This is a genomic window from Mesorhizobium sp. CO1-1-8, assembly GCF_020164875.1.
In the GTDB taxonomy this organism is placed as follows: Bacteria; Pseudomonadota; Alphaproteobacteria; order Rhizobiales; family Rhizobiaceae; genus Mesorhizobium.
The window spans coordinates 473,718-490,478 of the sequence record NZ_JAIUGZ010000003.1; the positions used below are offsets into that span (position 1 = coordinate 473,718).

Sequence of the window (16,761 nt, forward strand, 5' to 3'; positions counted from 1 at the left end):
CAGGATTTATTGCCAGAATTTGCAATGACGGCGCGTTATATCCTGCTGAATATCTCGCTTTTCGCCGGAAAAGCCCATTTGAGCTGCGAAACAACGCTTTTCAATAATTGCGTTTGATGCAAGCCGACTTGCATGATAGTGAAATCTCGACTCGGCCGCTGGCTGCTCAAATCCACCATCGAGAAGACACGCAATGAAGAAATCTGGAATTGGCGCAAGCTTGCTTCGAAAAGAAGACGACCGGTTTATGCGCGGAAAGGGTCGCTATGTCGGTGACCTCAAGATGCCCGGGATGCTGGAGGTCGCCTTTGCGCGCAGTCCGCTCGCCCATGCACGAATTCTCAACATCGAGGTCCCTGAAGACCTGAAGGGCCGCGTTTACGTGGCAAAGGATCTGGCTGACACAAAGCCAATCCATGCCGGCGCGACGCTGCCCGGCTTCAAACTCTCGGATCAACCGGTGCTCGCTGTCGATCGCGTGCGTCACGTGGGCGAGTTGGTTGCAATGTGCCTCGGGGCAACCAGAGCTGAGGCCGAAGACGCCGCAGCCCGCATCCGCGTCGACTACGAGGAACTGGCGCCGGTCTCAGACATGTTGCGGGGGCGCGATGCCGACGCACCGATCCTGCACGACACATGGTCGGACAATGTCTTTCTCGAAAGTCTCGTCGAAGGAGGCGAAACATTCGAGGGCTTCAACGCTCCCATCCGGATCACGCGCGAATTGCGTACGCAGCGGCAATGCATGTCACCGATGGAAGGCAAGGGTCTCCTTGCCCATTGGGATACTCGGCGCGATCAGCTCGTCGTACTGACGTCCACGCAAATGCCTCACGTCGTTCGAACAGGCCTCGCCGAGTGCCTGAACCTGGAACAACGTCAGGTCCGTGTGACGGCGCCTGACGTGGGCGGCGGCTTCGGCCACAAGGGAGTGCTGTCGCCGGAAGAGGTGGCCGTCTGCTGGGGTGCGCGTGCAACCGGTCTGCCTCTGCGCTGGCTGGAAGATCGCCGCGAACAGCTGATCGCCAATGCCAATTGCCGCGAGCACCATTACATCATAACGGCCTATGCCGACCGTCAAGGGAAGCTTCTCGGTCTCGAAGCCGACGCAACCGTCGATGTCGGCGCCTATTCAGCCTATCCGTTTACCGCATGCATCGAGCCCTCGCAGATCTCCAGCATCTTGCCGGGACCATATGATTTTCCCCGTTATCGTTGCCGTACATGGGCGGTGGCAACAAACAAGCCAGCGTTCCTGCCATATCGCGGCGTTGCGCGCTCCGGGGTGTGCTTTGCACTCGAATGGATGCTTGACGCAATCGCGCGTGAAACCGGGCGCGAGCCCTATGAGGTGCGGCTGGAGAACCTTATCCGGCCGGAGCAGATGCCGTTCGACAACATCACCAAAAAGCATTTCGACAGCGGTGACTATCCCGAATGCATGCGCCGCCTGGTTGCGGCGCTGGACATACCAAAATGGCGTGCGCGCCAGAAGAACGGCGAGCCGGACGGGCGACTGATCGGAATAGGGCTCAGCATCTTCAACGAGCAGGCTGCCCATGGAATGTCGGTCTATGGCAGCTGGGGCATCCCGGTGTTGCCCGGATACGAATTGGCCAGCGTGCGCGTGACGCCTGATGGCGGACTGGAACTTCGGTGCGGGATACAAAGTCACGGTCAAGGCCTGGAAACGTCGTTAAGTCAGGTCGCGCATGAAATTCTGGGCGTGGATGTCTCGCGCATCGCACTCGTGCATGGCGATACCGACACCTCGCCCTACTCCGTCGGCACATACGGTTCGCGAAGCATGGTCATGGCCGGCGGAGCGGTTACTCGGGCCTGCAAGGAACTCCGGACCAGGCTTTTGAAGATCGGCGCACACCTCCTCCAGGCCGAGGTCGGCGATGCCATTTTCGAGGATGGTCAGGTGCGCGCTGGAGGCGCGTCGGTTCACATCGCCACGATTGCAAACACCTGGTATCAGCGTCCCCACGAATTGCCGGCAGATGTCAATACCGGGGGCCTTGAAGCGACGGCCGGCTACAAGACCGCACGCGACACCGGTACCTTCAGCTATGCGGCGCATGGCGTGGCCCTGGCGGTAGACCCACAAACCGGCGAAGTTGAAATTCTCGACTACGTTGTCGTCGAGGACGGCGGAGTGCTCGTCAACCCGATGATCGTTGACGGTCAGGTCTATGGCGGCGTGGCACAGGGCATAGGAACTGCCCTGTACGAGGAGATGCGCTACGACGACGCGGGGCAACCGCTTGCGTCGACCCTCGCCGACTACTTGCTTCCTGGTCCGACCGAGGTTCCTGATGTGCGCATTCTGCACATGGAAACCCCCTCTCCCTATACAGAGTTTGGAGCCAAGGGCATTGGCGAAGGCGGGGCGATCGGCCCACCGGCGGCCATAACCAACGCGATCAACGACGCGCTCAAAAACCTCCATGCCGAGGTTACTCAGCTTCCGGTAACGCCTCGGCGCATCGTGGCGGCCATCGCGGCTGGGGCCAGGATTGAAAACAGCACGACGAACGCCGCATCGAGGCCATCATGAAACCAGCCCCATTCGGATACGAACGTCCGCGCGACTTGCGCGAAGCACATCAGATCCTTCGGCAAAGCGACGGCTCCGCGAAGATTTTTGCGGGAGGCCAGTCACTGGGGCCGATGCTCAACATGCGCCTCGCTCAGCCGCAGCGGATCATGGACATCACCGCATTGCCGGAGCTCACACACAGGGAAGAAACGAAAGACAGCGTCTTTGTTGGCGCCTGTGTGACGCATGCGAATATCGAAGATCGCCTTGTGCCGGACGCCTCGCGCGGAATGATGCCATCGCTTGCAACAGGGATAGCCTATCGGGCGGTCCGAAATCGCGGCACGGTGGGCGGCAGCCTTTGCCACGCCGACCCGGCGGCCGACTGGATATCAATCCTGACGGCTCTCGACGCTCAGGTCCTGATATCTGGTGAGGGCGGCCACCGGACGCTCCCGATCAGCGACTTCATCATGGGCGTTTTTGAGGTCGATCTCTCGCCGACCGAGATCCTTGAGGGCGTAAGGATACCTCGTCTTTCTGCCCGTGCGCGTTGGGGCTATTATAAATTCTGCCGCAAGACCGGAGAGTTTGCGGAGGCCATCGGGGTCGTCGTCGATGATCCCGAGAACGACGTCTGCCGGATCGTCGTTGGCGCGACCGAAGGCGCCCCTTATGTTCTTTCGTCGCGCACGCTTTTCCGCTCCGGCGATCTCACCAAGCTCGACACCCAGCACTTGTTCGATCTCTTCGATGAAAAAGGTATGCACGACCCATATGAGCGACAGCTTCATCGCGTCGCAGTTGAGCGGGCAGCATTGAGGGCCACCGCATGACAACACACACCGTTCGACTGACCGTCAACCAAAAGCCAGTGACGGCGACCGTAGAGGCCCGTACGCAACTCGTCGACCTGTTGCGCGAGGACCTCTTGCTGACCGGAACCCATATCGGATGCGAGCACGGGGTGTGCGGGGCATGCACCGTCCATATCGACAACGTGCCGGCACGGTCCTGCATCACTTTCGCCGTCGCCTGCCAGGGCTCCGCGATAAGAACCATCGAAGATTTCGACGACGACGAGGTCATGAAGCAGCTTCGCTCGGCGTTCTCTCGCGAACATGCGCTGCAATGCGGCTATTGCACACCGGGTATGCTTGCGACATCGCGCGATATCGTTCGCCGCCTGCCGGATGCCGATTTGAAGCGCATCCGGATCGAACTGAGCGGGAATCTTTGCCGCTGTACTGGTTATTCAGGCATCGTCCGCGCGGTCCACAGCGTCCTGGAAGAACGCCGCAGGACCGGGGCCGCCACGACATTGGATCGGTCCGCCATCGGGCCAGCCGGCTCTGGTCACGCCGGGACAGTGTCAGTGTCTGGCGGCATGAATCATCGGACGCCTGAGGCAAAGACACCCGAGCCTTCGGCGGCACAACGCATCACCACGTCTGCGAGCGGCCGTTTGAGTAACACTCCCAACATCCGGATCCAACAATCCTTCGTCGTGAACTCCCCGCGCGATCAAGTGTGGGCGATGTTTGAAAATCTGGAGGAGGTGATCTCCTGCATGCCGGGCGCAGCCTTGACGGAGCCACCCCAGGATGATCGGCTCGTTGGCCATATCCGTATCGCAATGGGTCCCATCAAGGCGACTTTCAGGGGGCAGGCTGAAATTGAACGAGATCCGGCCGCCTATATCGGGGTTATTCGCGGCAGTGGCAACGAGGAGCGCGGCTCCTCAACCAGCGGCGAGCTACGCTACGCCTTGCTGGTGGGCGGCGAGAGAAGCACGCGCGTGGAGGTGGAGATCGCGGCGGCCATAAAGGGTCCACTCGCCCATTTCAGTCGTTCAAGTCTCGTCACTCAGCTCGCCGCACGTTTGACCCAGGGTTTTTCCGATAACCTTGCTGCCCGCCTGAGAGGCGAGACCAGCACTGGAACCGCGGGCGCCGACCTGAAAGTCGGCTCTCTCTTCATTGACGCGATTAGGGGATATCTTAAAAAGATGCTTGGATTTTGGCGTTAGCCGCTGACGTCCGTGTTATGCAGTGAACAAGCGTCGAAAACGTCGACCCAGCGTTCAGGCATGTCAAGAAGAACGAGCGCAATTGCCCTATCTGGCGTCACCTTGAGAAGGTCACAATGAAAAAAACGCGTGCTAGCGCCCGCGCTCGGCAAAATGTCGAGGCTGGTGAAACTGCGAGCAGCTATTTGCAACTTGGATCGTTCATCCGTCAGATGCGGCAGATGAAAGGTATGCTGTTACGCGATCTCGCGGCGGAAAGCGGCTACTCTGAGAGCCTGCTTTCCCGAATCGAGAACGATAAGACAACGCCATCACTTCACACGCTACACAACATCGCGAGCTCTCTGAACCTGACGGTTGCCGAATTGCTGAGCAACCAACCAATGGAATCAGATATCGTCCTGCGAGGGGGAAAGCGTCGAACGATCGGCTCCAGTCCAGATTCCGCCTTGCCGGACGGTATGGAGGCAGAGGTTCTGACCCCTCTTGGCCGCAAGTCCACATTGCAGGGCTTTTTGGTCCGCCTAAAGCCAGGAGCGAGCCGCACCGGGACAAGACAACACGAAGGTGAGGAGATGGGTTATGTTACGCGCGGTGAGTTACTGCTGAATGTAGCTGGCGCAACCTACCACCTCTTCCCGGGAGACTCGTTTTTTTTCGCCTCTCGCCTGGCTCATGATTATAGCAATCCCTGCTCAACGATCACGGAGGTGGTGTGGGTAAACACGCCAGCGTCAATCTAGGCGGGAATTTCGAGGCATCTTGTTTCTTCCATCTTCTGCGTGGAATGGCGCAAGCGGCACCTCCAGGAAATCAGAACCTTCTGCCCATAGGGGCACGCCGCTTGCAGCGATCGTTGCGCCGACGTCGAAATTGCAATCCGCCTCATTAGACCGGCTCTTCGGTCGAAACGTCAGCCGTCGAGAAGCTGCCAAGATCCCGGCAACCGAGCGTCTGGTGTAAGCACAGCCAGCAACACCAGTTTTGACTGCCAAAGCAGCGAAGTCAGGAGAAAAGCATGCCTCACAACCAGGCCATCAGCCCCGGCGCCGTGCGAGAGTCTGCTGCACAAGAAGCAGGGCAACGCAGTTACGCAATAGAATCTCGCGGCTCGAAGGGGCAGGTGACCAGCCCTCATATTCTTGCAAGCGTCGAAGGCCGGCGCGTACTGGCATCGGGCGGCAATGCGATAGAAGCGGTAATCGCAATGGGCGCCGTGCTTGCCGTGGTCTACCCGCATTTCAACAGCCTTGGCGGCGATGCGGTGTGGCTTGTCGCCGACGAGAACGGTAAGAGCCGTTGTTTCATGGCCATTGGTCAAGCGGCGCTCGACACCGCCGGCTACGAAGATGGCATTGCGGCGCGCGGCCCACGCTCGGCCGCCACGAGCGCTTGTCTCGTGGACGGCTGGGGACATGCACATGGCTTCGCACAGATGTGGGGCAACCGTCTCTCCTTCTCCCAGCTGCTCGAGCCGGCCATAGCGCTTGCCCAAAATGGGTTTCCCGTCAGCCAGTCACAAATGTTCTGGCTCGATTTTCGCAAGAAGGATTGGCCGTCTTGGCCTGGCTTTGCTGCAGCGTTCGATACAAATGGCCTTGGCAGCCGCGACTTCGTCCAACCGCAGTTGGCCGCGTCGTTGAGGGCCATTGCCGAACGAGGCGCGCGCGAATTCTATGAGGGCGCACTGGCGTCACGAATCGCGGATGGCCTTCGCGATGCGGGCTCGCCGTTGCGCCTTGCTGACCTTGCCGCGACGCGTACGCTGGAATGCGAGCCCCTCGCCTTAAACTACGCGGGCCATACGCTGCTGGCGCCACCGCCGCCAACCCAAGGCGTCACCACGCTGATGATCATGGGCATTCTCGAGCACTTGGGCATTGGCACGGTCGCGGAAGGATCCGCCGAGTTCTTCCATCTGATCGTCGAGGCGATAAAGCAGGCCTTTCTTTTGCGCGGGGGCATCTCGGATCCGGCATTCTGCTTGCAGCCTGTCGACACTTGGCTGAGCCCAGCCGGGCTGCAAGCCATGGCATCGCGCGTCGACCAGAGTCGCGCCATGCCCTGGCAAGAACCCTTCCAAACTGGCGACACAGTCTACCTTGCTGCAACCGATGCGCAGGGCCGCTGTGCCAGCGTCTTGCAAAGCACCTATTTTGACTGGGGCAGCGGTGTCGTTGCTGGTGACACGGGCATATTGTGGCAAAACCGCGCCGCTGCCTTCACCGCAGGCTCAAACGCGCTGCGTCCCGGAGCGCGGCCGTTTTACACGTTGAACCCTGGCATCGCGCTGAAAGGGGGACGCCCTCGCATCCTCTATGGGACGCAGGGAGCGGACGGCCAGCCGCAGACTTTGGCCACCTTGTTGACGAGGATCATCGACTTTGAATTCGGCCCTGCTGCGGCTCTCGCGGCTCCTCGCTTCCTGCTCGGCCGCACGTTCTCCGACAACAACGATACGCTGAAGATTGAACAGGATGTCCCAGCCGACGTGCTGACCGAACTATCCCGCCGTGGCCACCGGACTGCATCGCTGCCTGCGGCAAGCCCCCTCAGCGGCCAGGCCGGTATCATTGTCATTGACGACGGTGTCGCGCGCGGCGCGCATGATCCCAGAAGCGATGGCGTCGCCCTCACCGTTGAATAGGATCTCAAGCAGCGTCGCGCCAATCTGTTCGCTAAGCTTACTTCAATCCACGTCGCCTGTGGGTGGGCAGCCTGGGCAGCAACCTCCCCAAGCCTCACTGGCTTAGCCGCCGGTCATCAGCCGTCCGGTTTCGCTGAGCAAGGTCTGTATCATCCGATTGGCGATGGGATTGGACTTACCCGGCCCGAGCGCCACAAATTCCGTGTCTGGCAGCGCCGGCAAGTTGAACCGGCGGTCCAGAGCGCTCAGGCCATCGGGGATTAGACATTCGGCGAAGGCAGCAACGCCCAATCGCGCCGCCAGGGCCGCCCTCAGCCCGCTCAAGCTCCCACTGCTGCATCCGACCCGCCACGAGAGGCCCGCGCGGTCCAAGCTCTCGATAGCGATCGTGCGCGTCATGCTGGGAGGGGAATAAAGGACCAAGGGTATTGCGCCCTCTCCGTTCCAGGCAAAGGAGGAACTGGCTATCCAGATCAGCCTGCCGCGCCATGCTATGGTTCCCCTGTCATCACCATTCTTGCGTTTGGCGAAGATCACATCAAGATCGCCACTGTTGTAGGCTTGATAGAGTTGTTCGCTGAGGCCCACCGTCAGCTCTACGTCGGCAAATGGCTCCGCCTCGCGGAATCGCGTTAGCACCCCTGCGAGCCGCGACATCGCGAAGTCCTCAGATATTCCCAGGCGCAGGCGAACCCGTCTCGCGACGCCATTGAAGTGGCTCATAAGACGGGTGTTTGACTCCAATACCGCGGTCGCCAACCGAACCATGGCATTGCCATCCTCGGTCAGAAGAACGGAATGGGTATCGCGCACAAACAATATCCGCCCCAAACGATGCTCCAGTCGTCTGATATGCTGACTAACCGTTGACTGGCTCAAACCGAGACGCGACGAAGCGACGGTAAAGCTTCGGCATTGGGCCACCGTTACGAAGCTCTCTAGCAAGATCGGGTCAAGCGGTAGTGACGCGCGGGTCATTGCGTCTCTTAATGGCTGTTATCGCTGTAATTACTCTAGCCACTATCTTACCAAGCGTCACCCCTTTCCGTGCGAGGCGACCGTGACGCTCATCAAAAAGCTGCCCATCGATGCCTATATGGTGCTGCTAATCTGCACGGTTGGATTGGCCGTTGTCGCGCCGGTATCAGGTCAGGCTGCCATCCTTGTTTCACGCTTGGGTTCTGTCGCTGTCGCGCTTCTCTTCTTCCTGTACGGCGCAAAGCTGAAGACCCAGGTGGTGCTGGCCGGATTTGTGAACTGGCGTCTGCAGGGTCTGATACTATTGATGACCTATGTCCTTTTCCCCCTGCTCGGGTTGGCGATCTTCCGGGTCGGCGACGCGATCTTTCCCCATGAGATTTTGGTGGGGATCGTCTATCTAACCCTCCTGCCGTCAACGATTCAGTCGTCGATCGCGCTTAGCGCTATGGCTCGAGGCAACGTTGCGGCATCGCTGTGCGCGGCATCGGTTTCAAACCTGCTTGGCGTCGTGGTTACTCCGTTGCTGGCGACGCTGCTGCTCTCCACGGCCGGCTTCGTACTCGATGTTCGGTCCGTTCTCAGCATAATTGCACAGATCATGCTGCCCTTCGCTGCGGGACAGATAGTTCGTCCGCTTATCAGCGGATGGCTGGAGCGCAACAAGCTGATCACGACGGTGGTGGATCGCGGATCAATCCTTCTAATCGTTTATTCGGCTTTCTCCGCGGGCATGATTGCCGGCGTCTGGAGCAAAATCGATCTTCCAATCCTTGTAGCCCTTATGGTTCTGGCCGCTGCGATGCTGGCTGTCGCGATAGTCACCGTCAGGTTCTTTTCCAAATTGCTCGGCTTCGACCATGCTGACGCGACGACGCTTCTGTTCGCAGGCATTCAGAAAAGCCTTGCCAGCGGCGTGCCCATCGCCAACATTCTTTTCGTTGGCCAGGCTGTAAGCATCATTCTCCTCCCGCTGATGCTGTACCACCAGATGCAACTGTTTGTGAGCGCTTTCCTTGCCCAACAGCATGCCAAAGAGCTCTCTGCCGCCCGGCCGTAAAACGCGGAAGGCCACCGTGATGCCCAGCTGCGACAGTCGATATTTTTTCGCGCAGATTGACGGAGAAGCAGCAGGGCTGTCCTCCTGCCAGCCTGCGTGCTCGAACAAAGGTTGCGCCGAGCACTCGCTTTAATTTCGAAGGCGCGCGCAGCCGAAGGTCACGACGTTTGACATCACCTGAGTATGGCTTATAAAATAGACCAATTGACCGCCTCGCGGGCGGTCGTTCGGTTAGTGCTATAGCGAGGCGCTTCTGGCAGGCGCCAATCCAACGAATTGAGGCGATTAGAAATGTCGGTTGGGAATGCAAAGCAAGACGTTTTGGCAGTTGTCGAAAAACTGAGAGACGTCCTCGTCCAGCGAACGTCGGAAGCAGTACAAATTCGCAGTGTCACGCCGGACTACATCAACGCTGACTATGAGGCCGAGGTTGGCGGTGAGACACGAGTCTGTGAGTATTTCCGCCCCTATATGGATGATTTGGGGCTGAAGACCGACCTCTGGGAGGAAGAAAAGGGTCGAGGCGTTGTTGTCGGCGTCTGCAAGGGAACGGGAGGCGGCCGTTCCCTTGTTCTCAACGGCCACGTCGACGTGGTCCCGCCTTTGGAGGACGAGAAGTGGACCGTCGCCTCGCCCTGGAGCGGAAAGGTCGTTGACGGCAAGATTTACGGCCGCGGCGCGGTCGACATGAAGGGGCCTGATATGTCGGCCTATGTAGCGCTGCGCGCTGTTCTGGAAGCCGGCTACAAGCCAAAAGGAGATGTTACACTGCAGTTCGTCTGCGGTGAGGAAATGGGCCAGGCCCTTGGGAGCCGTGGCGCAGTGCGAAAGGGTTATGTCGCGGATTCCGTCATCATCATGGAGCCATCGCGCAGCCACCTTGGCGCTGCCGGTCCAGGCCTCGTCTATCTGCAGGTGGAAATCGCCGGCAGAGCAACCCACATCGCGATGCGCGGACGAATGGTGCATGCTCGCTCTGCAGACGAGACCCAATACGGTCCCAGCCTGGGCGTCAATTCGATCGAGCGCACCATGGTCATTTACGAGGCGATGCAACGCCTTGAACAGGAGTGGGGTTACACCAAGATCCACCCGCTTTTTGCGCCCGGATTTTTTACGATCCACCCGGGCGCCATTACCGGCGGGCCGAACGGCGCCTTCATGGTATCCGATCGAAGCACGATTGATTTTGCCATCTGGTCGCCGCCCGGCGAAGACCTGGCTGATGTTCGCAAACAGGTCGAAGAGCAGATCAAGAGGTTTGCGCAGACGGATTCCTGGCTTCGCGAGAACCCACCTAAGCTCAAGTGGCTGGCCGCCCTCGACGCGTGGGAGACGCCGCTGGACGCTCCGATCTCCAAGGCTGTGCACGATTCATATGAGGCAGTGTGGGGCGAAAAACATGTTCCAAACGCTTGCGAAGCTGGCTGCGACGCGGTCGCGTTCCTGGAAGCCGGCATCAAGGATGTGGTATGCATGGGCCCCGGCAATTTCGGTGTGGCGCACGGTCCCGATGAATATGTCGACATCGAAGAGCTGACAAAGTGCGCCGGCGTGCTTGCCCTATCTATTATCGACTATTGCGGCGTCGAATAAGGACGGCAAGCTCGGCTCGCTCCATGACATTGGAGCGAGCCGAGCCCTCCCTGATCGCTGTGATGCGTGAAGGGACCTCTCTTGTCGCCGCTCGGAATTTCGGTGGATCCGAATGAGCCCGGCTATATTGTGAGCACCGCAAGACAGTCGAGACCAGTCGCGTGCGATGGTGCGACCGGCCACAGGGGCAGCAGCGTTTGACGACGCGAGTGGTGAATTCGACCCGTCGATCATCTGCGCCGCGAGGGAAAGCTTTCGCTGCGAAGTCGCTTAAACGGACCCACCGTGCCGTCGCACGAGAGCATCAAATGCCGTCTTGGCACGCCCGGCTGCATCCTCATATCTAAGGAAGCGGCTCGATACATGGTGGCTGAGGTAGATCCCGCAAAGCTCCCATACGAACTGTTCCACATCCGTGCGGACGCAAAGATGACCCATCCATCTAGCCTCCATAACGAACTGGCGGAGTTGCTCTCGCCAATGCTCCTCGAGCTTAGCTGCGTGGGAGCGCACCTCGCCTTCAACATCGTCCAATTCGAATAGCGCCGCCGCGACGGGGCAGCCACCGCTGAGGCCGGCGCGGCCTGACCAGTCGAGCCAATTTTCCATCAGAGCAATCAGGCGCGGCAATCCCTCCGCGGCTTGCATTGCGGGTTGGGCGACGACCCGATCGGCGGCTTGCGCCATTTCGTCAAGAAGTTCGATCTGCAATTGTTCCTTGGATCTGAAATGGGCGAACAATCCACTCTTGGATATACCCGACGCACTAGCGAGTTGCCCCAGCGTCACCCCGGACAGTCCCGCAACGCTCATCTGGTCAAGTCCGATGCGCAGCAGACGTTCTTTTGTGTCGTTTCCCTTCATGCAGGAATAATACGACCGGTTGTGCTTTTTGCAAGTGGAGAGTGCCTCGTTTTTCGTTGTTTTCTGGCTTTAAGGGGGCGCCCCTTTCGTTATGGTCGGCAAGCATGATAGCAGCGGGATTTGCGCCTGAATTTCAAGTTCTACGCCCCCTCCACCGCAGGCGCGATCTATCCATCTGAATGACGCCGCAGAAACGGTCGCGTACATACCTCTCGCCGCAGATCTCGCGAAGCAATTTGCCGGCGGCCGCCGTCGACGCACTTTAATGGCACGCCCCCGGCCAAATACCTGACCTAAGGGTGGACCGTACCAAGACCGATTGGTCCGGCGATCACGTCGTGCGCCACGATCTTGTCCAGCTTCTGGGATCGTACCGTCACCTTGCCAAAGATGACGGACAGCGCGTTGGTCCCCACGCCCGTATCAGTGCGACTTGCAGCATATCGCCCAGGCAAGACTTAGCGAAGAAATCTAGAACGTGGACTCACGCAGTTCGTCTCCCGGCTCGACAGCTGCTGCCTTAAAAAGGGCGCAGCAGCTTCCGTGTGGGTCCCGCTTCGACGGGGCCACGATACCTGTGGTGCTATTGGCAATTGCCTCAACAGCCAATTCTTGGCAATCGGGATAGGAGTCCGGAAACACAAGCGCGTCCAGTGCGATCTCCTCACGGAGATCCCGCGCTTCACCAGTATACCGGACGGTAAAGTAGGACACACGATTGTGCTCGGTGGGCTTCCAATGATGCCGCCGTTCAATATGCGCAGTCCCTTTGCTCCCCGCCGTGTAGAGTGCAGGGAACTCCTTCGTGTTGAATCGGAGCGGCACGTAACTTCCACGGCGCGACGGATCGAAAGTATAAAGAAGCGCCCTGGCAATCTTCGCCACCGGACTCATGGGGGAAGGAGAATCCCCCACCTGGGCTTCGATCTCGGGCTCAGTCAAGCCAAAGCGGCTCAGCCGGTCTCGTTGAGCTTGGTAGCCGGCCATAGGATCGAACAGAATAGTTAGCACGCACCTGAACTTCTCGCGTCCTGCGTAGCGCTTTTTCCTCATCGGTCCAGGGTCCCGCCACCGCGTGCTTCAAGCAATAACTTGATTTGAAGCAACTGATTGAAGGTTCCATCCAACAGAGCCTCTCGCATGGGAATACCCAGATCAGCGGAAATCTTATCAAGAGCGGGGAGCGACTGGCCATAGAGTTCGTGCATCAGCACCGCAGTGTCGATAAGCACCCTGACGCGCTGCTTTGCGTCGCGCGACGCAGCAAGGAGGGCAACGAACGCATCTTCACCTAGATCTTTAGAACGTTCGCCGCCAAGAAGCAGATGGCTGTCGGTCTTAGCCAAGCCAAGCTCGATCGCAAAGCCCGTGAGGAACTTCCGAGCACCAGAAGTATAGTGGTCTGCCCCAAGTTCTGCAGGACGAGCGTCTTCGGTTGCGAGGCTTGCCTGAAGGCGCTCCCCGAAGTCATCCATGTCGCCCTTTTCGAGGGAAATCATGGGGCCAATTTCTGAATCGTCATAGTCCCCGATCTCATCGAGACCGGATACCATGACGAGGACGGTGTCCCGCAGCTCATCGAAGCTCCGAAGATATCGGGCAATTGCACGACCGGCTAAGTCGGGGGACTCGATCAATATGTCAGCCCTGCCAATGGGTTCGAGGCTTTGCAGATGGGTATCCCAATGCTGGTCTAGAACCACTAGGCCTGGGGGCGGAGCGCCGCCCAGGATTTCCTGTACTGAGACTTCAATGGCCGCAATATTGGTCTCACTGCGAGTTCGAATTCCAACAGCCTCAAGGCTTCCGACGAGTTTTTGCTCATCAGTCTTCTTGTCATCGAAGACCCAAGCGGTCCGCATTTCAATAACTTCGCTTGCAACGGCAACATTCACGATCCTGGATCTTTCTTTGGATGTTCTCTGACAATGGAAGATGGAAAGGTGAGAACAAAACGATGCCAAACAATCTTGTATCCGGCAATAGGGCTTAGTACCCTCTCCCCGCTGAGTTCGCTCGTGCGATAGCCAAGTGTGCCCCCCCAGATCTCCATAGCGCTCTTTGCGAACCCCAACCCTCGGCCGGCTCCGTTGTCAGGCATGCTTATGCGAGCGTATTCGCCGCGGTAGCCGGCTTCAAAAACCTTCTCCTCCTCATAGGAGGATAAAGCGGGTCCTAGATTTGAGATCGTTACCGTCAATCCGTTTGACAGCGTGGAGATGGCAGTCATCACCACCTCACTGCGTGGTACGCTGTACTTAGCAGCATTGTCGGCGAGAGTTCCGAGAATATCAGACAGAGTGGTCCCGTCCATGAGGACGTCGAAATCGACTCCCGACACCGCCAGAGCGAGCGCGCCGCCACCGGCCGCTTGAGCCGCCGCCGTAAACTGGCTCCGGAATGCGTCTCTGATACGCGTGGGCGTTGCCTTGGCTTTGTCGAAGGCCTCCTTCGCGCGCTTGACGGCGATAAGCCGTGGGTCTCGAAACAGCCGTCGATCGCCGCTCGTCGCTTTTAGTACCTGGGCACTCATTTCCAAAGAACTAACCGCAATATCGAGATCCGCTACGATCAAATCGCCGACCCGCCTATCTTCTTCATGCAGGCTTTTCACGATTCTTTGATCGAGCCGCGTCCTTATACCTCGCAGCTGCCTTTCGACCCGCCGATACTCATGACGTAGCACGTTCCGAACTTCTACCTCCCAAGAAGCGTCAGAGGTGAGGTCGGCCAGAATTGAGCTGACTAGACTGGCCAACGCAACTGTGCGCCGATCCCAGTTGGCGTCCATTGCAATGGGATGTGGCGTACTGAAGATCAGCGCACCAATCCAATCTCCAGCTCCCACGCGGGCTGGAAGCTCCACCATGAAAGTCCTTCGACTGGAGCCATCCCCGCTTGTAGGCAATTCCTGTAGTTTACGATTGCTATCTAAAAACTCTCGCACTTGGACAACCGAAACCGCCCCTAACTCATCGGTGCCAACTCGTTTGCTGGTCCAAGTTCCAAACTTTTCTAGATCAAAGGACCCTTCGCTCGGGTGCCGGGCTCCAGTGAAGACAGTGACATGATCGGCGAGGAAAACGTCCGCGATAACCCGGCAGAGTTCCGATTTGCGTCCCTGACGCGCTCCGAAGTCGTCTGACCAATACCGATCGAACCTAGACACCGCATCGAAAACATTCACGCTCAAGAATGTCGACGATAGAACCTCCGCCGCCTCTTCGCACTTTGGACGCAGTAGAGTGCCGAAGTGGCGGGGCATTGTAGACACCAACTCAAGAACCCCCCACACATTTCCGCCGATCCTGATTGGAATGGCCAGCACCGAGCGTCCCCATTCAAACTCTAACCGATCGTCGTCGGGGACAAGAATAGTCGCTTGGTCATTCAGAAGGGCATCGGCCACATAGACTGTCGCATTCTGTGTCGCAGCTCGGTAGGAGGCGGACCGCCGACGAAGCCGCTCTTGACTTGCCGCGTCTCGCATGAAGCTTCTTTTGATCGCAGCTTTTTTTTCGTGCGAATTGCCGGAACAATGGATGCCTAAAGCGTGTAGCGGTGCATGATCCTCTGTCAGCGCGTACCGATAGATCGACACCTCGGATGAGAGGAGCACGTCCGCCAGAAAGCGACAGAGCCTGTTCCAATCCACCAGCTTGGGGCTGTCTCCGGCGAAGGCGGCAGGAGCTATGCTGAAATAGGTGCTGGTCGCCAGCCAGTTGTCCAAGATCGCCATCGACTCGTGAAAGAACTGCGTCCAGGTCAGTGCACCGGTGTCCTGACGGTGTTCGACAAGGCTGGCGATATCGCCACCGTCGGCGCGAAGTGAGGCTTCGAAATCGTCCCTCCAAGAAGGCGTTCCCAATTCCGCTGCCATCGAAAGTGTCCGCTCAATGGCTTGCTCGATCTGAGGACCAAGTTCAGCCCTCAGCCCGTAGCTCCCCAAGGCATTCTTGGCTGAAACGAGCGAGGAAAGCACCGCTATCTGGGCGATATCTATGTCACCATGGTGGGCCAAAACTAGGCGGTTAATCTCACCAAGCATGTCGGCGACGTCTGCCATCCTTCGGCTGGATGGCTCAAGAGAGCGGACAAGGCGAGAATTGGCAGCATTGAGCAATCTGTCAATCGGGTACAGACTGGCAGAATCTTCCCGCCGGTGGTGCACGCTCGCGGGCCGCCACGTACGCGAAATTCTATCTAGGAATGTCTCCAAGGCAGGACGTACGCTGGACATTGAGCTGCCAGGCAGTAACCACAGTAAAGGCCCGATCAACACAACCTCATCACCCTTGGTGACGGAGCCGTAGGTAAAGAACAGCGGCGCAAACTGGGCTACGTTAACGATGCGTAGCGCAGTCGGATTGTCGACCATTGCGAGAATATGATGAAGCTCAAACCAGCGAAAGTATCTGTGATCTCTGAACATCCGGGCGATCGGGGGCGCATTTGTCCAACTAACAGAGAACAGACGGTCGCCAAGATCGCTGAACCGCGAGACCCAGATGTCGGGATCGTTTGACACGACTGCGCAGAACTCTTCGAACTCAGTCGGAAGAACTCTTATCACGTCGAAGTCATGGCTAGTCGACGCGCTTTTGTTGATCGTAGCTACGGGTACCCCTTCGAGATAGCTCAGGATTGTCGCCGCGACCACCGTTGCAGGCGAAGAAGCGTTCGATCTCGGCTTGCCTAGGTCCATAAACACCTCCGCGACTTTGAACGGAAAGTTCCATTTGGGGAATAAGTAACATAAAGCCGAGCACTAGCCGGCTCTAGATTCGACGGGTTAGTCAACATCTGCCCCCGTCCTCGGTTTCATTGTCAGTGGTCGTTCCCGGCCAGCGGCAAGCCAGTAACAACCCCGTGCCTATCTCGGCTGAGCCTCCTAACCCAAGCCCTCGATATTCGCACGCAGGCCAGAAAGCTCCAAGATTGTTCGAGAACAAATATGGCGTGTGAGCACACGCGATCCGTTAATCAAACGTTTCCAAGTCTGTCGGGCGTCACGCGCGTTTCGGGGCGCCCGATGAAAACGC

12 protein-coding genes are annotated in these 16,761 nt (G+C 58.4%); 7 read left to right on the forward strand and 5 right to left on the reverse strand.

All coding sequences use genetic code 11. The features are described from left to right. The first annotated feature begins 193 nt into the window (after nt 1–193). From LB558_RS08580 to LB558_RS08600, 5 genes are all read left to right on the forward strand, one after another. Nucleotides 194–2,563: a xanthine dehydrogenase family protein molybdopterin-binding subunit gene (locus LB558_RS08580; protein ID WP_224697146.1), complete on the forward strand. Its 2,370-nt coding sequence runs from the start codon at nt 194–196 to the stop codon at nt 2,561–2,563. Continuing rightward, entirely contained in the window at nt 2,560–3,381 is an 822-nt protein-coding gene (locus LB558_RS08585; protein WP_224697147.1) for an FAD binding domain-containing protein, read from the forward strand. The genes LB558_RS08580 and LB558_RS08585 overlap by 4 nt, the downstream gene beginning before the upstream one ends. Further along, entirely contained in the window at nt 3,378–4,574 is a 1,197-nt protein-coding gene (locus LB558_RS08590) for a xanthine dehydrogenase family Fe-S subunit (protein ID WP_224697148.1), read from the forward strand. The genes LB558_RS08585 and LB558_RS08590 overlap by 4 nt, the downstream gene beginning before the upstream one ends. A gap of 116 nt (nt 4,575–4,690) precedes the next feature. Beyond that, a complete protein-coding gene (locus tag LB558_RS08595; protein ID WP_224697149.1) occupies nt 4,691–5,317 on the forward strand; it encodes a cupin domain-containing protein in 627 nt (208 codons plus the stop codon). Nucleotides 5,318–5,592: 275 nt separating this feature from the next. Then, nucleotides 5,593–7,221: a gamma-glutamyltransferase family protein gene (locus LB558_RS08600; RefSeq protein ID WP_224697150.1), complete on the forward strand. Its 1,629-nt coding sequence runs from the start codon at nt 5,593–5,595 to the stop codon at nt 7,219–7,221. A gap of 102 nt (nt 7,222–7,323) precedes the next feature. Here LB558_RS08600 and LB558_RS08605 read toward each other — a convergent pair whose 3' ends face one another. Continuing rightward, nucleotides 7,324–8,199: a LysR substrate-binding domain-containing protein gene (locus tag LB558_RS08605; RefSeq protein ID WP_224697151.1), complete on the reverse strand. Its 876-nt coding sequence runs from the start codon at nt 8,197–8,199 to the stop codon at nt 7,324–7,326. 82 nt (nt 8,200–8,281) lie between these two features. Between LB558_RS08605 and LB558_RS08610 the strand changes: the two genes are divergently transcribed. Together LB558_RS08610 and LB558_RS08615 are read left to right on the forward strand one after the other, a co-directional pair. Next, complete coding sequence (locus LB558_RS08610) at nt 8,282–9,259, forward strand: bile acid:sodium symporter family protein (protein ID WP_224697152.1); 978 nt, start codon at nt 8,282–8,284, stop codon at nt 9,257–9,259. 291 nt (nt 9,260–9,550) lie between these two features. Next, nucleotides 9,551–10,855, forward strand: coding sequence for a M20 family metallopeptidase (locus tag LB558_RS08615; RefSeq protein WP_224697153.1), 1,305 nt, complete (start codon nt 9,551–9,553; stop codon nt 10,853–10,855). Nucleotides 10,856–11,125: 270 nt separating this feature from the next. On the opposite strand, the gene LB558_RS08620 is transcribed toward LB558_RS08615, so the two are convergent. The 4 genes from LB558_RS08620 to LB558_RS08635 form a co-directional block, all read right to left on the reverse strand. Further along, on the reverse strand, nt 11,126–11,719 hold the full coding sequence (locus LB558_RS08620; protein ID WP_224697154.1) for a TetR/AcrR family transcriptional regulator: 594 nt from the start codon (nt 11,717–11,719) through the stop codon (nt 11,126–11,128). A 471-nt stretch (nt 11,720–12,190) separates the two neighbouring features. Then, nucleotides 12,191–12,772 (reverse strand): RES family NAD+ phosphorylase, encoded by a 582-nt coding sequence (locus LB558_RS08625; RefSeq protein WP_224697155.1) that lies wholly within the window; start codon nt 12,770–12,772, stop codon nt 12,191–12,193. Continuing rightward, nucleotides 12,769–13,614 carry a hypothetical protein gene (locus LB558_RS08630; protein WP_224697156.1) on the reverse strand — a complete coding sequence of 282 codons (846 nt, stop codon included), beginning with the start codon at nt 13,612–13,614 and terminating at the stop codon, nt 12,769–12,771. Before LB558_RS08630 ends, LB558_RS08625 begins: the two co-directional genes overlap by 4 nt. Further along, the gene (locus LB558_RS08635) at nt 13,611–16,424 is read right to left on the reverse strand and encodes an ATP-binding protein (protein ID WP_224697157.1); all 2,814 of its coding nucleotides are present in this window, start codon (nt 16,422–16,424) and stop codon (nt 13,611–13,613) included. The genes LB558_RS08630 and LB558_RS08635 overlap by 4 nt, the downstream gene beginning before the upstream one ends. Nucleotides 16,425–16,761 lie beyond the last annotated feature (337 nt).